This window comes from Enterococcus sp. AZ015, assembly GCF_050499225.1.
Classification (GTDB): domain Bacteria; phylum Bacillota; class Bacilli; order Lactobacillales; family Enterococcaceae; genus Enterococcus_D; species Enterococcus_D entomosocium.
Genome location: NZ_JBMHEX010000001.1, coordinates 3,258,029 through 3,277,594 on the forward strand (window position 1 = coordinate 3,258,029; position 19,566 = coordinate 3,277,594).

Consider the following 19,566-nt stretch of genomic DNA (forward strand, 5'->3'; position numbering starts at 1 on the left):
AAAAAGAGTGCTTCCGTGAAGATTAGAAGCACTCTTTCTTTTTAAAAATAGCCATCGGTATGAAAAGCCGTCACCCGTTTGGTTGTGAGATTTTGGGGCTTGTGACGTTCAGCTCCTTCAACGATTCTCAGGGCTGTTTTGCGTTTTTTTCTCCAGTAAACAATGACGAACCCATCTCGTAGCCTTCTACATAATGGTTCAACCGATCGACGACCTCTGCTGCCGCTTCTTGTGACGGCGTGATGATCAATAAAATATCAAACCCTGCAATCGTGCCGACAATTTCTGGTAGCTCCATTTCATCAAGATAATTGGCGATCACATCGGCGCCGTTTTCAGCCGTATGAACGACAACTAAAAAGTCAATCTGCGTAATCTTTTTTAGGTACTCATACATCGAAAACGCAATTCTGTCTTCTAGATCCTGCTCTTTGGATTCAAAGATCGAATAATACGGCCGACCGTTTTTAGCATACGTTTTAGCGATGTTCATTTCCCGCATGTCTCTAGAAATCGTGGCTTGGGTAGCTGAAACATTTTCTTTTTTTAATAAATTCATCAATTCTTCTTGAGACTCAATCCGATGTAGGACAAAGAGTTTTTTGATAATTGCTTGTCGCTCTTTTTTTTTCATTTACTTGATCCGCTCCTCTCAAGTCGCCTCGCTTACTGAAATAGTTGATCCGTCTCGTTCACATCTTGAAACGTAGCTTACAAGAACAACATTGAGAAGATTAAAATGGCAAGATTGGAAATTCCGATAACCAGTAACGGTTTGCGCATAAAGCGGGTCCAAGTGGAATAGTTGACCCGAGCCAGCTCCAATCCCCCCATCACGACGCCAGAAGTTGGTGTGATCAAATTCACTAATCCGCAACCAGCAGTAAAGATCATCACCATGACGTTCGGATTGAGTCCGATGCTTTGCGCCAAGGCCCCCATGATCGGGATCGATACATACGCTAGTCCGGAAGTCGATGGAATCAAGAACGATAAGAGCAGATACAAAATGTAGGCGCCAATCACAAACAGGACAGGTGATAGACCTTCTAAAAGATGGGAAGCCCGATCCAAAATAAACAGATCCAAGTACGTCGTTTGCATAATGTAGGAAGCACCCCGTGCCACAACGATGATCAAGACAACGGATAAAATGTCTTTGACCCCATCGATAAAGTTGGTCACGATTTCTTTTTCTGAGAATCCTTGAATCAACGCAATGATGATACTGATGTAGAAGAACCACATGGCCAAATCACCAAAATACCATTCACCGAAGCTATTGCCGGTCAAAAAGGCGGTCCAACCGTCAAACACATGGATATCAAAGTCGCCCCAAGGAATCAAGGAAACCACCATGATCACAAAGGATAAACCAAAAATCGTCAAAATCAGGCGATGTTTTTGCGTAAACACCAAGGCTTCGTTCGTGTCTTTGACAAAATGTTCTTCCATTTCTTTTTGCTCTTGCAGCGATAAGATCGTGGAGCCTTTGTCGGCTTTGACTTTTTTGGCATAAGACATCACCACAAAGATACAGTATGCGGTCGTGACTAACCAAAGCAATGCCCCGACTACTAAGATCGTGCCATTGTTTGGGGCAATATCGATGCTTCGCAAGGCATCCATCGCAACGCCGGTCGCAAAGGGATTGACGGTGGAGCCAATCACGCCGGCACCAGCACCCAGCATAACGGTTCCTGCTGCGACGATCGTATCAAAACCTGATGCCACCATCGTTATTGCTAATAAGGAATAAAAAGGAATCGTTTCTTCCGCCATTCCATAAGTGGAGCCGCCGATCGAAAACAAGATCATTAAAATCGGAATCAAAATCAACTCATTGCCTTTGAGTTTTTTGACCAAATGCTGAATCCCGGCTTCCAAAGCGCCTGTTCGCGTGACGATATTCAAAAAACCACCCAAACAGAGAATAAACACACAGATCTCGATCGCATCACGAAATCCGTTAAAAGGCGCCATAAAGAAATCAGAAAACTTGGCACCCACCACTTGGCTGACCATCTCTTCTTGGCCTGCTGGTAAAGAAGGCGCAAAAGGCTGCCCTGCTAAGAGCCAGGAAGCGACCGTCAAGGCGATAATGATCAGAAATAAGATACTGAATGATGTCAGCGACTTTTTTTCTTTTTGCTTTTTTTTCATCTGTGTTCCCCCTTTTTTGAATCGATCCTATTTGCTGCCAGCCATTACTTGGCAACATGAGAAAAATAATCTTGGTCATAAATAATGAGTTCTTTGTAGCGATAATAAATCTTTCTTTTATGCACGAGCGCCTTGAGCGTTTGACTGACTGTCTCTCGCGTCGTTCCACTGTACTTGGCTATATCATTGATAAAAACTGGAAAAGGGATGCGAATCTGCTCACCTTGTGTCTGCCCATGCTCGATCATCAAAAGACCAATCGTATTAACGACTCTTGTTTGCGCGCTGGAGGTGACACAATACTCGACACGGCGTCTTTGCTTTTCCAACTGCCGGCTCATTTGCTGATTGAGCCACAGCAACTGACTTGTAGACGAAACGACTAGCGGTTCAAACAGTGACATCGCTGCAAACTGCACGACAATGTCTGTTGCAGCGAATGCCGATACATCATAGTTGTCTCTTTCAAACAAGCCAATCAAAGGAAATAACTGATCTGGCCCAACAAAATCTACATAACAATAGGAATCAGTTCCGTCGGTCTTTTCGATCCGCACAAGTCCTTCTATCACAAGGAATATCCGATCTCTTACGTCGCCTTCATAAAAAAGCACTTGACCTTTTTTGTACGTACGGCAGTAAATATGCTCTTTCAAACGCTGCTGATTTTCTTCTTCCAGCCATTGAAAGCTGTTCGCTTTTGTTGATGGATCTTTTATTTGGTGGTCGATCATTTTTCTCACTCCAATGTTTTGGGTCTTGCTTTGCTGCTTCGCTTACTTCCAGGTGATCTGCGTGCCAGCATCATCGATAGCTGCCAGCTTGTCTAAAGAAGTAATCACTGCCCGTTTTTCCGCCCCCATTTTGACAAAGTTCAAAGCGGCTTGTACTTTCGGCAACATACTACCTGGTGAAAAATGGCCTTCATCGACATAGGTTTCCAATTCCGCGGCGGTCACATGATCCAACCACTGCTCACTTTCCTTGCCAAAGTTCAAAGCGATTTTTTCTACGCCCGTTAAAATGATCAGCTGATCCGCATCGACTAATCGAGCCAATTTTTCAGAAGCAAAATCTTTATCGATCACGGCTTCAACACCCAGGCCATTGTCTAGCACGGGAATGCCGCCGCCTCCTGCACAAATGACGATCGTGTTTTGTTCAATCAGCGCTTTGATGCTGGCAACTTCTTGGATCGCTTGTGGTGCAGGACTAGCCACGACTTTCCGCCAGCCACGACCAGCATCTTCCCGGTAGATGGCATCTGAAGCCGCCATGGCTTCTTTGGCAGCCGTTTCCGTTAAGAAAGGCCCGATTGGTTTTGTCGGATGGGCAAATGCTGGATCTTGGGCATCGACTGTAATTTCCGTGACCACAGTCACCACCGGCTTCGCTATTTGTGCTGCTTTCAACTGGATTCTCAGCTCATTTTGCAACCAATAGCCAATACTGCCTTGGGTCATGGCGACACAGGTATCTAAAGGCATTGCTGGGTTTTTGCTAGAATCGCTCGCTTGCTGCTGCAAAACCAGGTTTCCCACTTGGGGACCATTCCCATGAGTAATGATCAAATTGACGTCTTTTCGGATCAAGGGAATCAGATAGTCCACGGTCTGTTTGAGTCGCTCTTTTTGCCCTTTGGCACTGGCATCTTCTGCTAAGATGGCGTTGCCGCCAAGGGCGACAACGATCGTTGGTTTCTTTTCACTCATCTGCTCACTGCTCCTTCTCACACTCTAGGAATAAATAGATCGCCTAATGTTACTGCCATGATCGCTTTGATCGAGTGCATCCGGTTTTCAGCCTCTTCAAATTGACGACCCCAGTGACTACGGAAAATATCGTCTGTGATCTCCATTTCAGAAATGCCAAATTTTTCTTCGATCATTTTTCCATATGTCGTATTCGTATCATGGAACGCTGGCAAGCAGTGCAGCACGATCAAGCCATCGTCTTGTTTTCCGGTGGCCATCACCATTTCGCGGTTGATCTGGTAATCTTTCAACAGCTTCACCCGCTCTTCGAACTGGTCTTCTTCCCCCATTGACACCCAAACATCGGTATACAAGACGTCTGCATCTTTGACGCCTTTTTGGATATCATCTGTTACCATCAACTGACTGCCAGATTCTTTAGCAAATTTGTTGGCATAGTCTGTCACTTCTTGCGCTGGGAAAAGTTCTTTTGGTGCACAGATACGAACGTTGACCCCTAAAATTGCCCCCGTCACTAACAAACTATTCGCCATATTGTTCCGGCCGTCGCCCACATAAACTAGCGTAATGTTTTCCAAGGTGCCGAAGTTTTCTTTGATCGTCATAAAGTCAGCGATCATTTGGGTTGGGTGCCATTCATCGGTTAAGCCATTCCAAACAGGAACACCGGAGAATTTGGCTAAATCTTCAACGACTTGTTGACTGAATCCACGAAACTCAATACCGTCAAACATGCTGCCTAAAACTTTTGCTGTATCTTCGACAGATTCTTTTTTGCCTAGCTGAATATCATTCGCGCCTAAAAATTCTGGATGGGCACCAAGATCGATGGCAGCTGTCGTAAAGGCCGCCCGTGTCCGAGTCGATGTTTTTTCAAACAAAAGGGCAATGTTCTTGCCTTCTAAATAACGATGAGAAATATTTTGTTTTTTCAATTGTTTTAAATAGATTGAAAAATCAATGAGGTATTCTAACTCGGCTTTCGTAAAATCTTTTTCTGCTAAAAAACTTCTTCCTTTAAATACTTGTTCCATCGATGATTCCTCCTCTGATTTAAATATCTTCTCTAACAAATGGCATGCTCATGCAACGAGGACCGCCACGACCACGAACCAATTCACTGCCGGAGATTTTGTGCAATTTGATACCGGCTTCTGCCAACTTCTGATTGGTGATGGTATTGCGGTCATATACGACGACTTCGCCAGGTGCGATCGTCAAGGTATTGGAACCGTCATTCCATTGTTCCCGAGCTGCTGCAATCAAATCACTGCCGCCGCAACGAATCAATTCAACCGTATTTAGTTCTAGATAGCGACATAAAATATTTTCCAACGTGTCCTTTTCTTCTTTGATCGTCACCCCATCACCTGCTCGTGAGATTGAATAAACCGTCAGCTCTCCTTCGATTTCTGGATGGATCGTAAACTTGTCATGATCGACCATTGTAAATACCGTATCTAAATGCATGAATTTGCGCTCTTGACCAATGTCAAACGCTAGAACATACTCAAAGCTTGGCTCATTTTCGAACACTTTGCGGGCCAGCTGCTCAATCGAAGCGGCATCCGTTCGTTGCGAGATACCAATCGCCAACACATGTTTTGACAGAACTAATTCGTCGCCACCTTCGATGCGGGTTGGTTGGGCGCGATCATAAAGCATATGAGGCGGATTTTGCTGGAACATTGGATGATGAGCAAAAATATATTTGCCGTATAACGTTTCGCGCCGTCTTGTTTCTGAATACATGCGATTCAAGGATACTCCGTTACCAATCGTCGCAAAGGGATCTCGTGTAAAATACAAATTCGGCATTGGATCGATCAGAAATGGGTATTGATCATCCACGGTCCCAGCGAGGCTCTGGGTATTTGGCAGCTCCAGTTCATTTTTGGCTAAACCAGCCATAGTTTTGTCGATCAGTTCCCGATCATTGTCACAAGACATAAAATAATCCGTGACTTCTTTGATGATCTCAGAACTTTGGATTGTAGTTTCCGCTAAATAATCCTTGAGAAATTGCTGTTTGATTTCTGGTGACGTGAGCGATTCAGCAGCTAAATCTTCTAGATACAACACCTCCACATCATTTTGACGTAGGACTTCCGCAAACCGATCATGTTCTGCTCTGGCTTGTTCCAAAAAAGGAATATCATCAAATAGCAGGCGGTTCAAATGATCAGGAACAAGGTTCTCCAATTCCCGACCAGGGCGGTGAAGCATGACTTGCTTCAATCGTCCAATCTCTGAAAAAACATGAATAGCATTTGGCATTTTTCTTCCTCCTTCTTCTGTTTACACCTCTATGCTACCTAATTGTATACGCTTTCGCAGTGGTATATTTCGTGTTCTTTTCGCAAAGGATTTGGCATTATGCATGAAAAAGCGAATATCGCTCATCAGGCGTTTTTTTACTCGCTGTTTTTTTTCATATGTAATATTTATCCATCGATTTTTTTCTAAGAATTTGATGAGGATGTGATAGTTTTTTTATTTTTGACGTTTTTCCGCCCTATCAATAGATCAAGGAGATATACATTCCATTTTTTGTTTTTGGTACAGTTTCATCAAGAACCCTTATTTCATAAGGATTCTGATGGTTGCGACCAAATTTCGTTATGCTATACTTAATAAGATCGAAGGAAAAGAAAGGGGTTTGATAGGAATGACCTATTCAATCAATTGGAATCTGGAAACAATCTTTCCGGGAGGCAGCGATTCTGTTCAATTAAAAGAACGCATGAGCCAACTGGAAGAACAAATTGCAAATTACCGAACAACAGTCGATGCATGGTCGCCCAACAGCGAAGACGATGCAGCAAAATTAGAAGAGTTACTTGATTTATCCGCAACTATTAGTCAAGGATTTTCACAATGCGGCAGCTTTATCAATGCCTTGCTTTCAGCGAATGTCAATGACAGCAAAGCCAAAATCCTGACGGGTGACCTCTACGCAAAATTGCCAGCACTGCAAGCAGCACAAACCGTTTTCTCGAAAAAATTGACAGAAATTTCTGAGGATGATTGGACAGCACTAGTTAAAGCGGAAAACTTAGCACCTGTCGCTTTTCGTTTAAGCGAGATTCGCCGCGACGGCAAAGAATTATTATCCGAAGCAGAAGAGACCATCATCAACACTTTAAATTTAGATGGCTTGAATGCTTGGAGCCAACATTACGATACGATCGTTGCCTCGATCGAAATTCCTTTCCTTCAAGAAGACGGCACGACGATCAAGTTTTCAGCTGGTCAAGCCTTCAATAAAATGATGGGCGATCCTGATCCGGAAGTTCGTGCGCGTTTATTCGATACTTGGGAAAAGACGTGGGCAGAAAAAGAAGACCTCTTTGCGGATACCTTGAACCACTTAGACGGTTTCCGCCTTTCTACCTTCAAACTTCACGGTGTCACTGATTACTTGAAGGAACCATTAGAATACAATCGTCTGCAAAAAGCGACATTGGATGCTATGTGGGGCACAATCCAAAAGAACAAACAGCCAATCGTTGATTTCTTGACTCGCAAAGCCCAGCTTTTCGGCAAAGAAAAAATAGAATGGCAAGACCAAGATGCGCCAATCATCCTTGGGGACATGGAAGAAAGAACCTACACCTTTGATGAAGCAGCTGACTTTATTTTGACCAACTTCCGTAAGTTCAGCCCAAAAATGGCTGACTTTGCCCAAGTCGCTTTTGAAAAAAGCTGGATCGAAGCAGAAGATCGTCCCGGCAAACGTCCTGGCGGCTATTGCACCAGCTTGCCAGAAACCAAAGAATCACGTATTTTCATGACCTACAGCAATTCTGTCAACGAAGTAGCGACGCTTGCCCATGAGCTCGGTCACGCTTTTCACAGCAGCGTTCTTTGGGAGCTGCCAGAATTAAACCGCAACTATGCCATGAACGTTGCCGAAACAGCAAGTACCTTTGCTGAATTGATCGTTGCTGATGCAACCCTCAAAGAAGCAACGACAAAAGAAGAAAAAATCAATCTATTGGATGCTAAAATGCAAAATGCGATCGCGATGTTCATGAACATCCACGCACGTTTTATTTTTGAGAACAGCTTCTATCAAGCTCGTCAAAAGGGCTTGGTTTCAGCGGAACAAATCACGGAAATGATGACTGCGGCGCAAAAAGAAAGCTATGCGGATGGGTTAGCGACTTATCACCCACATTTCTGGGCAGCCAAATTGCACTTCTTTATTGACGATGTGCCGTTCTACAACTTCCCTTACACCTTTGGTTACCTCTTTAGTATGGGGATCTACGCGTATGCCAATGAAAAAGGGTCTAGCTTTGAAGAAGAATACATTGCTTTATTGCAAGATACTGCTTCAATGACGACGGAAGAACTGTCGCAAAAACACCTTGGTGTCGATTTAACGAAACCAGACTTCTGGCAAGCAGGGATCGACATGGTCCTAAAAGATGTTGCCAGCTTTATGGAATTGACTGAAGACTATATCTAAAAGAAAAAACCCTCTTCCAACAAGACGCTTGGAAGAGGGTTTTTCTATCAGGCATTCAATAAAGTTAAGCCAATCGTTAAGTAGCCGGCGTATAAACACCAAATCAAATAAGGAATAAACAAGTACATCGCTTTTTTGTCGATGCGAGCAAAGAGGATCATACAAATAATCACTGATAACACTAACAAGACAATAATGACCGTTCCTGCCCAGTAAGCATTCCAGCCAAAGAAAACGATACTCCAAAAGAAGTTTAATACTTGCTGGATCGCAAAGAAGATGTAGGCATTCTTTTTAAGCGCTGGATTGACTTTGGCGACGATCAACAGATACAACGCCGTTCCCATAAAGGCATACAAAATCGTCCAAACGATCCCAATGATCCCGCCAGGAGGGGCTAAAAAGGGTTTTTCCATTTGCGCATACGTTCCGGCAATGTCCCCTGCAAACAAACTCGAGATGATTCCTGTTGCTTCAATGCCGATCACACAGACCAGCCAAATTAAAAATTTCATGTTCTCCACTCCTTCTTTTTTTCATAACTCACTAGTTTCATCGTACCATCGAATCGAAAAAAAGCAGAATAGAACGCTTAAAAAAAGAAACGGCCGTGTGGACGTTTCTTTCTTATTCCTTTCGATTTATGCTGCTTGTTCCCCTTCTTGGGCTTCTTGCTTGACTAGGCCTGCGTCATAAGAACGAGCGAATGGGAAGTAGATCAAAAAGGCAACGCCTGCACATAAGAAAGCACAAACTGCGGCTTTCCAATCGCCTCCACTTCCAATAAATGCGCCGATGCCGATTGGAGAAGGCCATGGCATTTGGGCGATCATCGGTCGAATGATTTCCAATTCGATCGCAAAATAGGCAATCGATGCGGATGCCATCGGTGCTAAGAAAAAGGGAATCGCTAAGAAAGGATTATAAATCAAAGGAATCCCGAAAATCAACGGCTCGTTAATATTGAATAATGCTGGAATGATCGAAGCTTTTCCTAACACTCTTAATTGTTTTGATTTCGCCAGATAAACCAAGAATAAAGCGAGACCTAGCGTTGCCCCTGAACCACCGACGGTCACATACGCATTGTTAAACTCACCAGCTAATGCAAAATTGGCGCCCTCAGCATTGGCTGTCAAATTGCCTAAGGTGATTGGCGTCAATACAGAGAAAATGATATTTGCGCCATGAATCCCTACTAACCATAATGCACTGACTAAAAAGTAAATCACCATCAAACCTAACCAACTGTTGGTCAAATTGGTAACAAACCCAAAAGGTACCGCAATGATTTGGAAAATATCCGTTCCTGCTGCAACTAATGCGCCATTGATGATAAGAACCGTGAAGGCCACAACAAAGGCGGGAATCAATGCTGTAAAGGCACGGGCAACCCCTAATGGGACTTCTTCAGGCATTTTGATGACCCATTTTTTCGTCACACATAAACGGTACAACTGAACGGCCAACACCGCCATAATGATACCGGTAAATATCCCGGTCGTTCCTAAACGCTCCACCCCGTCGCCACCGATCGCCCAGCCATTGATGATGGCATTTTCTTGATCGGTGATCCGTGACATGTTGCCATCCACAATCATCAATTGTGGGATCGACATGAAAAAGGCAAACATCGATAGTAACGCCCCACTCATAGGCGCAAGATCCAACTCTTCTTCTTCCGCATAGATCTTGGTGTATTCATAGCCGAGAACGATACAAAAATATAATGCCAAAAGTCCCATTGTCGTGCTGTTTGCCAGCATATACAATTCACTGACTCTGAAAAAAGTATTATTGAAGAAATCTTCTAAAAAGGTAAAGGTCTGCGGCAATACATTGATAACTAAAAACATCGAGCCAACGATCGTAAAAGGAATCGAAGCCATCCCAGCAGCCATGATGGCACGTACGATTTTGAACTGTGCCACTTTTCCTAACGGTCCCATGACGGCCGTTTCTAAGAGACTGAACAACTTGCTATTTGATTGTTCCATAATGTAACTACTTCCCTTCAATGAGTTTTTGGTATTCTTTAATATATCCATAATACGTATCTTTTTTGCGACGGATCTTATTCACACGCTGCAAACATAGCGCAGCTAACGTTAGCCCCACACTAAGCCAGAGTGTAAGAATGCCTCGATTGTGCAGTGTATTATCAAGAAAAGGAAAAACGAATGAAAACAGAGGAGAGAAGAAACAAACGGCGCATAAAAGGAGATTCATCGTCAGTTGACAAAGATAAAACAAGCGCGTCCACCGCAGTTTTTCTGCTATTTGCTCTGAGTGGCTGCCATAAAGGCGCACGTATTCTCCAATTGCCGAAATAGCCAAAACCAACAGCGCCAGCGGAAGAATCAGGAGTAGGGCATTGCTGGCCATCGCAGCCAATAACCAATAAAGATTTGCAAAGAAAAACACTGCTAATACATACCTTAGAAATAAAAAGCGATTAAACCGAAAATTTTTTTCTGCCATTTTTTTCTGTTGTTCTTGATTGGTCATTTGTTTCCTTCCTTTCTACCGCTCTCGCTGGTATAACGCCAGCATTTCAATCGCCACTTCTCGCAAAGTCATCGTTGTCATTAGATGATCTTGTGCATGGACCATGATAATCTCCATGTCGATTTTTTCGCCGCTGGCGTATTCTTGTAATAAGCCCGTCTGTGCTTTATGGGCCTCTACTAGTGCTTCATTTGCTTGATCCAGTTTTGCTTGTGCTGCTTCAAAAGTTCCTTGGCGCATCTCTTGGAATGCTTCATGAACGATTGTCCGAGCATCCCCGCTGCTAAGAATGATTTGAAAAGCGGTCTCTTGTAATTTTTCTGATTCCATTGTTCTTTCTCCCTTACATGTGCTATATATGTGCTTCTAGGTGATACCCAATAAAACATTTCATAAAATGTTCAAAATCACCACTTGCTATGAGTGCATCTTTAAATGATTCATCTTCAATGATCGGTACTAACAGTTGGCTGATTTTGTTCAATTCTACTTGCCCCAATCGATCAGGGGAAAGTAAGAAAATCAGCTGGATCTGGTCATGCTCGTCATCCCATTTTATGCCTTGTTTTAGTATAGCAACGGCCGCATAAGCATCATTGGTGATCGGTTCAATGGGGTGCGCCACCGCCAAATGATCCGAAAAAGCTACTGAGCTATAGGCTTCTCGTAAAGCAAGCTGCTTGCCTAGCGCTTCTTTCACTGAACGTTTTTCCAAGCCTTCAATTTTCGTCAGCAACTGATCCATAACAGTTGCTTTGTCAGTCTCTTCCTCTATCAGCAGAAAAAGTTCTGAGCGAAAGCTGGTCTCAATCAATTCCCGCTCCTTGTCAGATAAAGATTTCGGCTGTTGTTTCAGTATGCTACCATACTGTTTTTTGATTTTATACTGCTTCAACTGGCGATTGATTTTTTGGATATCTTTTTTATCTAAAAAAACACTGACGGTGACGATGGGGATATTTAGAACCACATCTGGTACTTTGATGGATGAAATGATCAAATCGATCCCTGCTAGTTTTTGTTCACTGATTTCGTAATAGCTGATCATATCTTCAATCACGATTTTTGAACCAAGTTCGTGTTCCAAACGATTTTTTAACATTTGCGAACTACCAATTCCTGTTGCACAGATCACTATGACCTTGGCTTTTTGTTGATTCGCTAAGCGTTCCATCGCAGCAGTTAAATGGATCGTCAAATAGGCAAGCTCTCCTTCGGTCACTCTATAGGGGGCAAAGAAGGGAACATCAGAAAAATGCCGAATCGTTAACTGAAAAAAGTCACTGTAATCTTTTTTGATGGTCTCTAGCAAAGGATTCTCCATACTCGTACCGTTATTCAATCGTTGCAATAAGGGGGTGATATGCATCATCAGCCCTTCTATCAACAGTGGATCTTCGACTAAGCAAAAGCCGGTTTCTTGATCGATTTTATGCAAAACAGCTAACAGCTGTTGTTTGACCTCGTTATCATCTAAATCGATCTGTTCACGGATAGTTTCGGAAACTAGTTTGTTTTTTAAGTGAATGGCGATATAAAAAGCCTCTTCTGGCGGCAAAGCAATGCTCATCTGTTGGCGAATCTTCTCAACGATTTCTATAGCCGACTGGTATTCTGCTTCTTGTTCCAATTCAGGATCCTGCGGATGCAGCTGGATCTCAAAGCCCGACTGCAGCCGTTTTATCGCTAAGCCTATATGCAGGACGATCGTGTAGATCATAAAATCAGAGAGTTTCAAAAAGTATTTACGGCAGGTGTCCAAGACGATGATCACGATCTCCTCGATCGCTATCCCCTCTAATAGATGTTTGTACATTGAGAATGCATAAAGATTGTCTTGCAGGCGATTCATGAAAAAGTAATTCATGATGAAATGCCGCAGACTGTTTTCAGATCCTTCAACATAAATGCCTTGACTGGTTCGATGTTTCAACTCGATCGTATAAGGCTTTAATAATTGCTTGATTTCAACGATATCATTTGAAATCGTCGAGCGCGAAACACATAGATCCGCTGCCAAATCATCAACAAAAACGGGCTTATGCCCAAATAACAATTGATTTAACAAAAAATATTGCCGGTCATTGGCTTCATTGATCGTGGTTAGATCGTCAGCTGTTGGCCTGAGATTGGTCTTCTCTGAATAAAACAGATCAAAGGAACGCTGGTCCGTGATGTTCAAGCGATACCCCTGTCCTTGCTTGGCACAAATTTGACCAATCTTATGGTTCTTCAGGATAAGTCCCAGACCTTGAACGTACTTGCGAGTAGTCCGATCCGAGACCCCCAGTTGATTTGCGATCTGTTTGCTGCTAGTGTATGTGTTGCGGTTTTGGTAGAGCATCTTTAGCATGATGATTTCTTTTTTACTCAACATTATTCATCAACCTTTTTCATCAACCTATTTTCATCTAGCTACTTATTTGAACTGCTTTGAACTGCTATTTGATATTTTGTTCTACCACAGCAGCTAATTTTTCAATGCCCATCGGTATCGGAACATAGGCTTGGGGCGGAATATTTACGATGGGTCGTTGGTACTTGATGGCAGCTTTTTCAAGATTCGCAAAGTACATCTTAGTTTGAGGGCTGACTAAGTATAGGTCGTATTCATCTTTGGCGATCGTGGCTGCTCCTTGAGAGGCAGACGTTGCATCTAGTTCAATTTCTTTTCCTCGCTCTTTAAAATATTCCGTCGTTTTTTTTGCAATGACCGATGAAGACATACCGCCTGCACAGATGATTAATGCTTTTTTCATATAGTTTTCCTCCTTAACGAATACACTCATTTTCACTATCTATGTTCAGTAGCTGCTAAATAGTGGTGTAGTACTGATTTTCCTTACGTTGAATAAATCAGTTGCTCACCTGATTTAGCATGGCAATGGGTTGATAATGTCATCATAATAGATAGCGCTTTCTTTTTGAACACAAGGTGTTTCCTTATCGATGCGGAAGCAAATTAGATGCGTCTACTTGATTTTACAAGAATTCCCTTCAAAAAATGATCGAAAAAAAAGCTTTACCTGTCTTTTGTCCAAGTAAAGCTTTTTTAATCATACGCTCTTTGATTGTTCCTCTTCAAACTTCCGCCGTTCATTTTCTACATATTTGTATAACGAACCGTAGCGGCTGCGATAGCCTTTCTTCCATGGTTTCTCTTTGCCGCAAAAATGCAGCAGAACGGTATGTTCGATGACCCAATCCAAACTCCATTCCCCTAGGCTGATCGTCTCATACGTACGGTTTTTCCGTACATCATAGTTATAGAGCTGATCAGGAATCGCCAGCACCCGATCACCATATAACCCATTTAAAATATCTTGATCCGGCAAAAAGAGGTTCAAATGATTTTTCTCAATGAAGGCTGCGATTTCTGTTTCTTTGACCTCTTGCCGTAGCTGGTGCACATTCATCAGCAAGACACCTGAATTATAGTAGCCTTCTGACTCATAATTGCGCAAACGGACTTTATTGATGACCGTCGTCACTTCTGTCAGCTTGGAATGACTGGCAGCGGCATACAGAAAATCCCCTAACGTCAGCTCATACAAGGGGCGCAAATCATTGATGCACAAAATATCCGCATCCAGATACAGGATTTTTTCCACCTGCTGCGGCAAGTAATTTTGCGCCAACAATCGATAGTAGATCGACTCTGGGTAGCGGTCACTAACTGGCGCGGTTTTAAAGATCGAACCAGAACCGATGATGACGGGATGATAGGTCATCGCCAATTTTTGACAAAAGACCTCTAGCTCTGCACCTTGTCTCAATTCTTTTTCTTGTAAGACATAGACATCGAAAGATGCTGCTGTCGTATGGCGTTTGATTGAATATAACGTTGTTTTTAATTGTTCACTGAATCGATCATCAATCGCAAAAAGTAGATTCATGCTCTTGTTCACTCCTCTGTTACTGGATGCACTCGTTGGGCAAAAAATCGAACGCAGTTGCCCGCATCTTCTGTTCTTCTAGTATACCCGATTTTTAGTCATTCTTTCAGTGAAATAGCCTTTCCAGTGAAAACCATTCCTTGGAAACGCAAAAAAATGCTGCTCCATTCAATGAATGAAACAGCAAATGATCGATGATAAATGGTGACCTCCTAAAACAGATCAGCGAATCGTGGCAAAAGCTTTTGACCACAACAACAATTCATCCAGCATGTCATTGACACCTGCAGCCATGTGCGCACCGGGTTTGAAGGTACTGAAATTTTCAAAATCTGTGAAGAGATTGAAGGCTGGGTTAGTCCGCACGGTGGCAACTTTTTGTTCAGCTAAAACGTTACGCAATTGTTCAGCGGCACGAATCCCACCGCCAGAACCATAACTGACGATCCCAGCTGCTTTATCAAACCATTCTTCCCGTGCAGAGTCTACGGCATTTTTCAAGGAAGCCGCAAAACCGTGGTTGTATTCTTGTACGATGAAGATATAGCCATCTAATTCAGCGATTTTTTTGTTCCATGCCATGTTTGGCTCAGCCGTTCCCATAAACGGTAAATCAAATGCCTTTACATCAACGATCTCAAACTGATGCTCTGACCGTTGAGTAGCAATTTCTTGAATATATGCTCCGACTTGCGGACTTACGCGTCCTTCTCTTGTACTGCCTAAAATAATACCAAATTTCATGATAGGTTCCTCCTAAGATTGTTTTCGTTTGTTTTTTAACGATTGGCAAATGTGTCTGCCCAGTCCAGTAATTCCGTCAACATATCGTTCATTCCTGCCGTCATATGTTCGCCAGGAGTAAAGGTGGCAAAATTTTCAAAATCAGTAAATAAGTTGAAGGCTGGATTAGTGCGCACCGTGGCTACTTTTTGTTCCGCCAAAATCAAGCGAACTTGCTCAGCGGCCCGAATCCCCCCTGCTGAACCATAGCTGACGATTGCTGCTGCTTTGTTGAACCATTCCTCGCGGGCGCTGTCTAACGCATTTTTCAAGGAAGCCGATAGCCCATGATTGTATTCTTGTACGATGAAGATATAACCGTCTAATTCAGCGATTTTTTCATTCCACGCTTGGTTCGCTTCGCCTGTACCCATAAAGGGCAAGTCGTAGTCTTTGATATCAATGATTTCAAATGAGCGGTCGCTATGTGCTCGTGCTGTTTGTAAAACGTAATTGGCTACTTGCGGACTCACGCGGCCTTCTCTCGTGCTGCCAACGATGATTCCGATTTTTTGCGCTTTTTTCTTTTCCGGAGTGCGATACACCTCTTTCATTACTTCTTTTTCAATTATTTGTTCTTTTTTCCCAAATCCAAAGACCATTCTTTTGTACTCCTTTTATTGTGTTTTCTTTAACGATGGACTCAGCATATCAAACTTACTTTTAGTAAGTCAATCATTTTGCTTACTTTTTGTTAGAAAAAAATCCCAGCTACTTCCTCTTGACATTCGTTCGGCACCGAACTATAATCAACTCATCGATATCATTAGGTACCGAACAATAATTCAAAAGGAGTGTTCTCAATGAGTACAATGACCGATCACTTAATGAAACAGCTTCGTTTTATCAGCGAAGCCAGCAATGCTTTTATGAGTCAAAATAACCAACGCCTTTCTGGACAGCAACGCGTCCTAGCCGTTTTAAATTTAGAAGATGGCTTGGTGCAAAATTACCTCGCAGAAGTTTTAGATTTACGGCCAAGTTCCTTGGCAGAACTATTGAAGAAAATGGAAAGCAGTGGGGATATCCAACGCAAAGAAGATGCAGCCGACAAAAGGATCAAACGAATCTTTCTGACAGAGACTGGACGAAAAAAAGCAGAAAAATTACTGGCACAAAAAGAAGCCGCCAGCAGTCAAACGTTTTTTGCTGGGTTAACAGAGGAAGAACAAACCGAATTTGCCCGTCTGCTTGAAAACATCGCCGCTGGGTGGGAAGCTGACTTTCAGCAACAGACGCAACGCTTTATTGACCCGATGGATCGTCTACAAGCTATGCAGGAGATCCGGGAACAGATGATGAAGCAATGGGGTGGAAATTGGCAGGAAATGACGAATGACGATCGCCGAAAAATGAAGCAACAAATGAAAGATACTTGGCAAGATATGGGCGCTGACGAGCGGCGTCAAATGAAAAAGCAGATCAAAGAAGCCATGCGGCAAATGCCATTTCCTGGACACCGCGGCATGTTTGGCAATCGGCCATTTGGGCCATTTGAACCATTTGATAGTAGCGAGGCGAATGATCCACGGGACACATGGGGAAAAGGCAACTTTTTTGATGCCTACGGGTTTGGACAAGACCGCAAAGCAAGACCTGATTCCGCTTCTAAAGACGAAGCAGCCGAAGATGATTGGCAGGATTTCTAATAGCACCTAATGAAAAAGAAAAAGCTGCAGGACATCTTGCTTGTAGCGGAGGAAAACGAATGGAAACAACGACACCAACAGTGAACAAAAACAAATTTAAAATGAAAGACTTTATCCACCTGATCGTCAGTGTCAATCCCAAGAAAGGCTTGTTTCTTTTAGGGATGCTCTTTAGCCTGATCACGAGTGCCGCCAGTTTGGTCGTGCCGCAGCTGACGAAAACGCTAGTCGATGCCAGCGGCACCCCCACGTTCAGCACCTCCATGCTGGTCGTTTTGATCCTAGCCTTTGTGCTGCAATTAGGCGTAGGCACTTTAGGCGGCTTTCTCTTGCGCTATGTGGGAGAAAGTGCCGTGAAAACATTACGAGAACGTCTTTGGAAACATCTGCTGCATTTGCCAGTCAGCTATTTTGATGACCATAAGTCGGGGGAAAGCAGTTCGCGACTCGTTAATGATACTTCCGTGATCAAAGAACTAGTCACCTCGCAATTTCCCAGCTTTGTCACTGGCTTGATCCAATTGGTTGGTTCGATGATCATCTTGTTTTTGATGGATTGGAAGATGGCGGCGATCATGTTCAGTGCGGTGCCTTTGATCACCTTGATCATGTGGCCGATCGGCAAGATCATGTCGAAATTAGGACGCCAACTACAAGCAGCGACTGCCGATTTCAATGCGGATGCCAGCGAAAAACTCTCAGAGATCCGTTTGATCAAAGCCAGCAACGGAGAAGCTAGTGAACAAGAAAACGGTCGGCGCAACATTGGGGCAATCTTTACCCTCGGGGTCAAGGATGCGAAAGTTAGTGCGATTTTGCAGCCAATCATGACGACGGCAATGCTGGGATTACTCGTAGGAATCCTCGGTTATGGCGCGATCCGTGTCCAAGCCGGCACCTTGACGAGTGGCGCATTGATTGCTTTTCTACTGTATCTCTTTAATATTATTGCGCCTGTGACGACGTTTGCGATGTTCTTTTCACAAGTCCAAAAAGCGATGGGTGCTACGGAACGGATCCAAGAAATTTTGGATACGCCGCTGGAGCCGATCCAGGCAGCACCCAAAGCCGCTATCGACGGCGCAGTCCTACGGGCAGAACAGATCGATTTCAGTTACGATCCCAAACGGCCGATTTTGCAAAACATTTCTTTTGAAGCCAAACCCAACACCGTGATTGCTTTTGCGGGACCAAGCGGCGGCGGAAAATCCACGATCTTCGCTTTACTGGAACGCTTTTATGAACCCACCAGCGGGCGCTTGCTGATTGGTGAACAGCCGATAGCTGACATTGATCTGCAGGACTGGCGGGCACAGATCGGCTATGTTTCCCAAGACAGTGCGGTCTTTGCCGGTACGATTCGGGAAAACTTGCAATACGGATTAAGCCGAACACTGTCAGAGGAGGAATTGTGGCAAGGACTGGCATTGGCTTATGCCGATCAGTTCGTCCAAGAGTTCCCCGAAAAACTAGAAACACAAATCGGCGAACGCGGCGTCAAACTATCTGGCGGGCAAAAACAACGGATCGCCATCGCACGAGCATTCTTGCGAGACCCCAAGCTGCTGATGCTCGATGAAGCGACCGCCAGCCTAGATTCTCAGTCGGAAGAAAAGGTCCAGCGGGCGTTGGATCATCTAATGGAAGGGCGCACGACATTAGTGATCGCCCATCGCTTGTCGACCATCGTGGATGCCGATCAAATCTACTTTATAGAAAAAGGTACCATTACCGGTCAAGGTACCCATGCAGAATTGATCAACAATCACCCGCTTTATGCTGCCTACGTGAATGAACAAATGATCAATTAAAGAATAAAAACTAGAAAAAAAACTGCTTATTGATGGATAAGCAGTTTTTTTCTATTAGCCAACGGCTGAATGTTGCTTCTCTTCACGCGCCACAGGCACTTGATTCCCTCGCTGTAATTCTTTCAGCACCTGGTTTTCTGCCCGCAAAAAATCCCTTTCGCTTTGGGCAGTAGCAAGCTTTCCTTGATAGACCAAGACTTCTTCTTGGTAGGTTTTGGCGGTCTTTTGGACTTCTTCTTCTAACTGATCGATTTTATGGGTCAATTCTTGATTGATCTGTTCATATTTTAGGTAAAGCTTTTGGGCATTTTCGATATTCGTTTGTTCCAAATTCGCTTTGCTGGATACTCGGGTAGCCAAATAAGTAAGTACACCAGTAATGAGTGACGGCAAGACAACTGTTACGATCGATGTATCCATGATCCTCCCCCATTCTTTTTGATACGATTCATATCATCTGTTTCCAGTATAAAAGATACGATTCGTATCGTCAACTGATGTGATATTTTTTATATCAAATAATACAAAAATAGATACAAATTATATCCAACGTGCTATACTACAAAA

Annotated in this window: 19 protein-coding genes; 3 read left to right on the top strand and 16 right to left on the bottom strand. The window is 43.5% G+C overall.

The genetic code is table 11. The features are described 5' to 3' along the window. Positions 1–127: 127 nt before the first annotated feature. The 6 genes from IGK85_RS15300 to arcA all read right to left on the bottom strand — a co-directional run bounded on the left by IGK85_RS15300 (position 128) and on the right by arcA (position 6,155). Positions 128–634, bottom strand: a complete 507-nt coding sequence (locus IGK85_RS15300; RefSeq protein WP_005233333.1) for an arginine repressor — start codon at positions 632–634, stop codon at positions 128–130. A gap of 77 nt (positions 635–711) precedes the next feature. After that, positions 712–2,163 (bottom strand): YfcC family protein, encoded by a 1,452-nt coding sequence (locus IGK85_RS15305; RefSeq protein WP_008380167.1) that lies wholly within the window; start codon positions 2,161–2,163, stop codon positions 712–714. A 44-nt stretch (positions 2,164–2,207) separates the two neighbouring features. Continuing rightward, entirely contained in the window at positions 2,208–2,897 is a 690-nt protein-coding gene (locus IGK85_RS15310; protein ID WP_008380170.1) for a Crp/Fnr family transcriptional regulator, read from the bottom strand. A gap of 42 nt (positions 2,898–2,939) precedes the next feature. Then, the gene (arcC, locus tag IGK85_RS15315) at positions 2,940–3,875 is read right to left on the bottom strand and encodes a carbamate kinase (RefSeq protein ID WP_005233327.1); all 936 of its coding nucleotides are present in this window, start codon (positions 3,873–3,875) and stop codon (positions 2,940–2,942) included. Between the two features lie 17 nt (positions 3,876–3,892). Continuing rightward, entirely contained in the window at positions 3,893–4,912 is a 1,020-nt protein-coding gene (gene argF, locus IGK85_RS15320) for an ornithine carbamoyltransferase (RefSeq protein ID WP_008380172.1), read from the bottom strand. A 19-nt stretch (positions 4,913–4,931) separates the two neighbouring features. Beyond that, on the bottom strand, positions 4,932–6,155 hold the full coding sequence (gene arcA, locus IGK85_RS15325; RefSeq protein ID WP_008380174.1) for an arginine deiminase: 1,224 nt from the start codon (positions 6,153–6,155) through the stop codon (positions 4,932–4,934). Positions 6,156–6,546: 391 nt separating this feature from the next. Here arcA and IGK85_RS15330 point away from each other — a divergent pair, with 391 nt between their 5' ends. Continuing rightward, on the top strand, positions 6,547–8,352 hold the full coding sequence (locus IGK85_RS15330) for a M3 family oligoendopeptidase (RefSeq protein WP_035006905.1): 1,806 nt from the start codon (positions 6,547–6,549) through the stop codon (positions 8,350–8,352). A 47-nt stretch (positions 8,353–8,399) separates the two neighbouring features. On the opposite strand, the gene IGK85_RS15335 is transcribed toward IGK85_RS15330, so the two are convergent. The 9 genes from IGK85_RS15335 to IGK85_RS15375 all read right to left on the bottom strand — a co-directional run bounded on the left by IGK85_RS15335 (position 8,400) and on the right by IGK85_RS15375 (position 16,141). Further along, complete coding sequence (locus tag IGK85_RS15335) at positions 8,400–8,867, bottom strand: TspO/MBR family protein (protein ID WP_005233316.1); 468 nt, start codon at positions 8,865–8,867, stop codon at positions 8,400–8,402. 126 nt (positions 8,868–8,993) lie between these two features. Further along, complete coding sequence (gene celB / locus IGK85_RS15340) at positions 8,994–10,349, bottom strand: PTS cellobiose transporter subunit IIC (RefSeq protein WP_008380179.1); 1,356 nt, start codon at positions 10,347–10,349, stop codon at positions 8,994–8,996. A 7-nt stretch (positions 10,350–10,356) separates the two neighbouring features. Beyond that, complete coding sequence (locus IGK85_RS15345; RefSeq protein ID WP_008380180.1) at positions 10,357–10,860, bottom strand: hypothetical protein; 504 nt, start codon at positions 10,858–10,860, stop codon at positions 10,357–10,359. A 15-nt stretch (positions 10,861–10,875) separates the two neighbouring features. Next, positions 10,876–11,190: a PTS cellobiose transporter subunit IIA gene (locus IGK85_RS15350; RefSeq protein WP_016620318.1), complete on the bottom strand. Its 315-nt coding sequence runs from the start codon at positions 11,188–11,190 to the stop codon at positions 10,876–10,878. A 22-nt stretch (positions 11,191–11,212) separates the two neighbouring features. After that, positions 11,213–13,237 carry a BglG family transcription antiterminator gene (locus IGK85_RS15355; protein WP_008380185.1) on the bottom strand — a complete coding sequence of 675 codons (2,025 nt, stop codon included), beginning with the start codon at positions 13,235–13,237 and terminating at the stop codon, positions 11,213–11,215. A 64-nt stretch (positions 13,238–13,301) separates the two neighbouring features. Further along, positions 13,302–13,619: a PTS cellobiose transporter subunit IIB gene (locus IGK85_RS15360; RefSeq protein ID WP_008380187.1), complete on the bottom strand. Its 318-nt coding sequence runs from the start codon at positions 13,617–13,619 to the stop codon at positions 13,302–13,304. Between the two features lie 297 nt (positions 13,620–13,916). Further along, entirely contained in the window at positions 13,917–14,756 is an 840-nt protein-coding gene (locus tag IGK85_RS15365; protein ID WP_008380189.1) for a glycosyltransferase family 8 protein, read from the bottom strand. 222 nt (positions 14,757–14,978) lie between these two features. Next, complete coding sequence (locus IGK85_RS15370; RefSeq protein WP_005233313.1) at positions 14,979–15,500, bottom strand: NADPH-dependent FMN reductase; 522 nt, start codon at positions 15,498–15,500, stop codon at positions 14,979–14,981. A 35-nt stretch (positions 15,501–15,535) separates the two neighbouring features. Next, positions 15,536–16,141, bottom strand: coding sequence for an NADPH-dependent FMN reductase (locus IGK85_RS15375; protein ID WP_008380194.1), 606 nt, complete (start codon positions 16,139–16,141; stop codon positions 15,536–15,538). A gap of 201 nt (positions 16,142–16,342) precedes the next feature. On the opposite strand from IGK85_RS15375, the gene IGK85_RS15380 reads away from it, so the two are divergent. Both IGK85_RS15380 and IGK85_RS15385 read left to right on the top strand, forming a co-directional pair. Continuing rightward, entirely contained in the window at positions 16,343–17,188 is an 846-nt protein-coding gene (locus IGK85_RS15380; protein ID WP_008380196.1) for a MarR family transcriptional regulator, read from the top strand. Between the two features lie 59 nt (positions 17,189–17,247). After that, positions 17,248–18,999, top strand: coding sequence for an ABC transporter ATP-binding protein (locus tag IGK85_RS15385; protein ID WP_008380198.1), 1,752 nt, complete (start codon positions 17,248–17,250; stop codon positions 18,997–18,999). A gap of 54 nt (positions 19,000–19,053) precedes the next feature. On the opposite strand, the gene IGK85_RS15390 is transcribed toward IGK85_RS15385, so the two are convergent. Further along, complete coding sequence (locus tag IGK85_RS15390; RefSeq protein ID WP_008380201.1) at positions 19,054–19,419, bottom strand: hypothetical protein; 366 nt, start codon at positions 19,417–19,419, stop codon at positions 19,054–19,056. Positions 19,420–19,566 lie beyond the last annotated feature (147 nt).

What these genes read in the sequence shown, in the direction of transcription:
- IGK85_RS15385 (WP_008380198.1), top strand. Translation starts at nt 17,248, where the DNA reads ATGGAAACAACGACACCAACAGTGAACAAAAACAAATTTAAAATGAAA.
- celB (WP_008380179.1), bottom strand. Translation starts at nt 10,349, where the DNA reads ATGGAACAATCAAATAGCAAGTTGTTCAGTCTCTTAGAAACGGCCGTC.
- IGK85_RS15380 (WP_008380196.1), top strand. Translation starts at nt 16,343, where the DNA reads ATGAGTACAATGACCGATCACTTAATGAAACAGCTTCGTTTTATCAGC.
- IGK85_RS15300 (WP_005233333.1), bottom strand. Translation starts at nt 634, where the DNA reads ATGAAAAAAAAAGAGCGACAAGCAATTATCAAAAAACTCTTTGTCCTA.
- IGK85_RS15365 (WP_008380189.1), bottom strand. Translation starts at nt 14,756, where the DNA reads ATGAATCTACTTTTTGCGATTGATGATCGATTCAGTGAACAATTAAAA.
- IGK85_RS15310 (WP_008380170.1), bottom strand. Translation starts at nt 2,897, where the DNA reads ATGATCGACCACCAAATAAAAGATCCATCAACAAAAGCGAACAGCTTT.
- IGK85_RS15360 (WP_008380187.1), bottom strand. Translation starts at nt 13,619, where the DNA reads ATGAAAAAAGCATTAATCATCTGTGCAGGCGGTATGTCTTCATCGGTC.
- IGK85_RS15350 (WP_016620318.1), bottom strand. Translation starts at nt 11,190, where the DNA reads ATGGAATCAGAAAAATTACAAGAGACCGCTTTTCAAATCATTCTTAGC.
- arcC (WP_005233327.1), bottom strand. Translation starts at nt 3,875, where the DNA reads ATGAGTGAAAAGAAACCAACGATCGTTGTCGCCCTTGGCGGCAACGCC.
- IGK85_RS15305 (WP_008380167.1), bottom strand. Translation starts at nt 2,163, where the DNA reads ATGAAAAAAAAGCAAAAAGAAAAAAAGTCGCTGACATCATTCAGTATC.
- IGK85_RS15355 (WP_008380185.1), bottom strand. Translation starts at nt 13,237, where the DNA reads ATGTTGAGTAAAAAAGAAATCATCATGCTAAAGATGCTCTACCAAAAC.
- arcA (WP_008380174.1), bottom strand. Translation starts at nt 6,155, where the DNA reads ATGCCAAATGCTATTCATGTTTTTTCAGAGATTGGACGATTGAAGCAA.
- IGK85_RS15390 (WP_008380201.1), bottom strand. Translation starts at nt 19,419, where the DNA reads ATGGATACATCGATCGTAACAGTTGTCTTGCCGTCACTCATTACTGGT.
- IGK85_RS15375 (WP_008380194.1), bottom strand. Translation starts at nt 16,141, where the DNA reads ATGGTCTTTGGATTTGGGAAAAAAGAACAAATAATTGAAAAAGAAGTA.
- IGK85_RS15330 (WP_035006905.1), top strand. Translation starts at nt 6,547, where the DNA reads ATGACCTATTCAATCAATTGGAATCTGGAAACAATCTTTCCGGGAGGC.
- IGK85_RS15335 (WP_005233316.1), bottom strand. Translation starts at nt 8,867, where the DNA reads ATGAAATTTTTAATTTGGCTGGTCTGTGTGATCGGCATTGAAGCAACA.
- argF (WP_008380172.1), bottom strand. Translation starts at nt 4,912, where the DNA reads ATGGAACAAGTATTTAAAGGAAGAAGTTTTTTAGCAGAAAAAGATTTT.
- IGK85_RS15370 (WP_005233313.1), bottom strand. Translation starts at nt 15,500, where the DNA reads ATGAAATTTGGTATTATTTTAGGCAGTACAAGAGAAGGACGCGTAAGT.
- IGK85_RS15345 (WP_008380180.1), bottom strand. Translation starts at nt 10,860, where the DNA reads ATGACCAATCAAGAACAACAGAAAAAAATGGCAGAAAAAAATTTTCGG.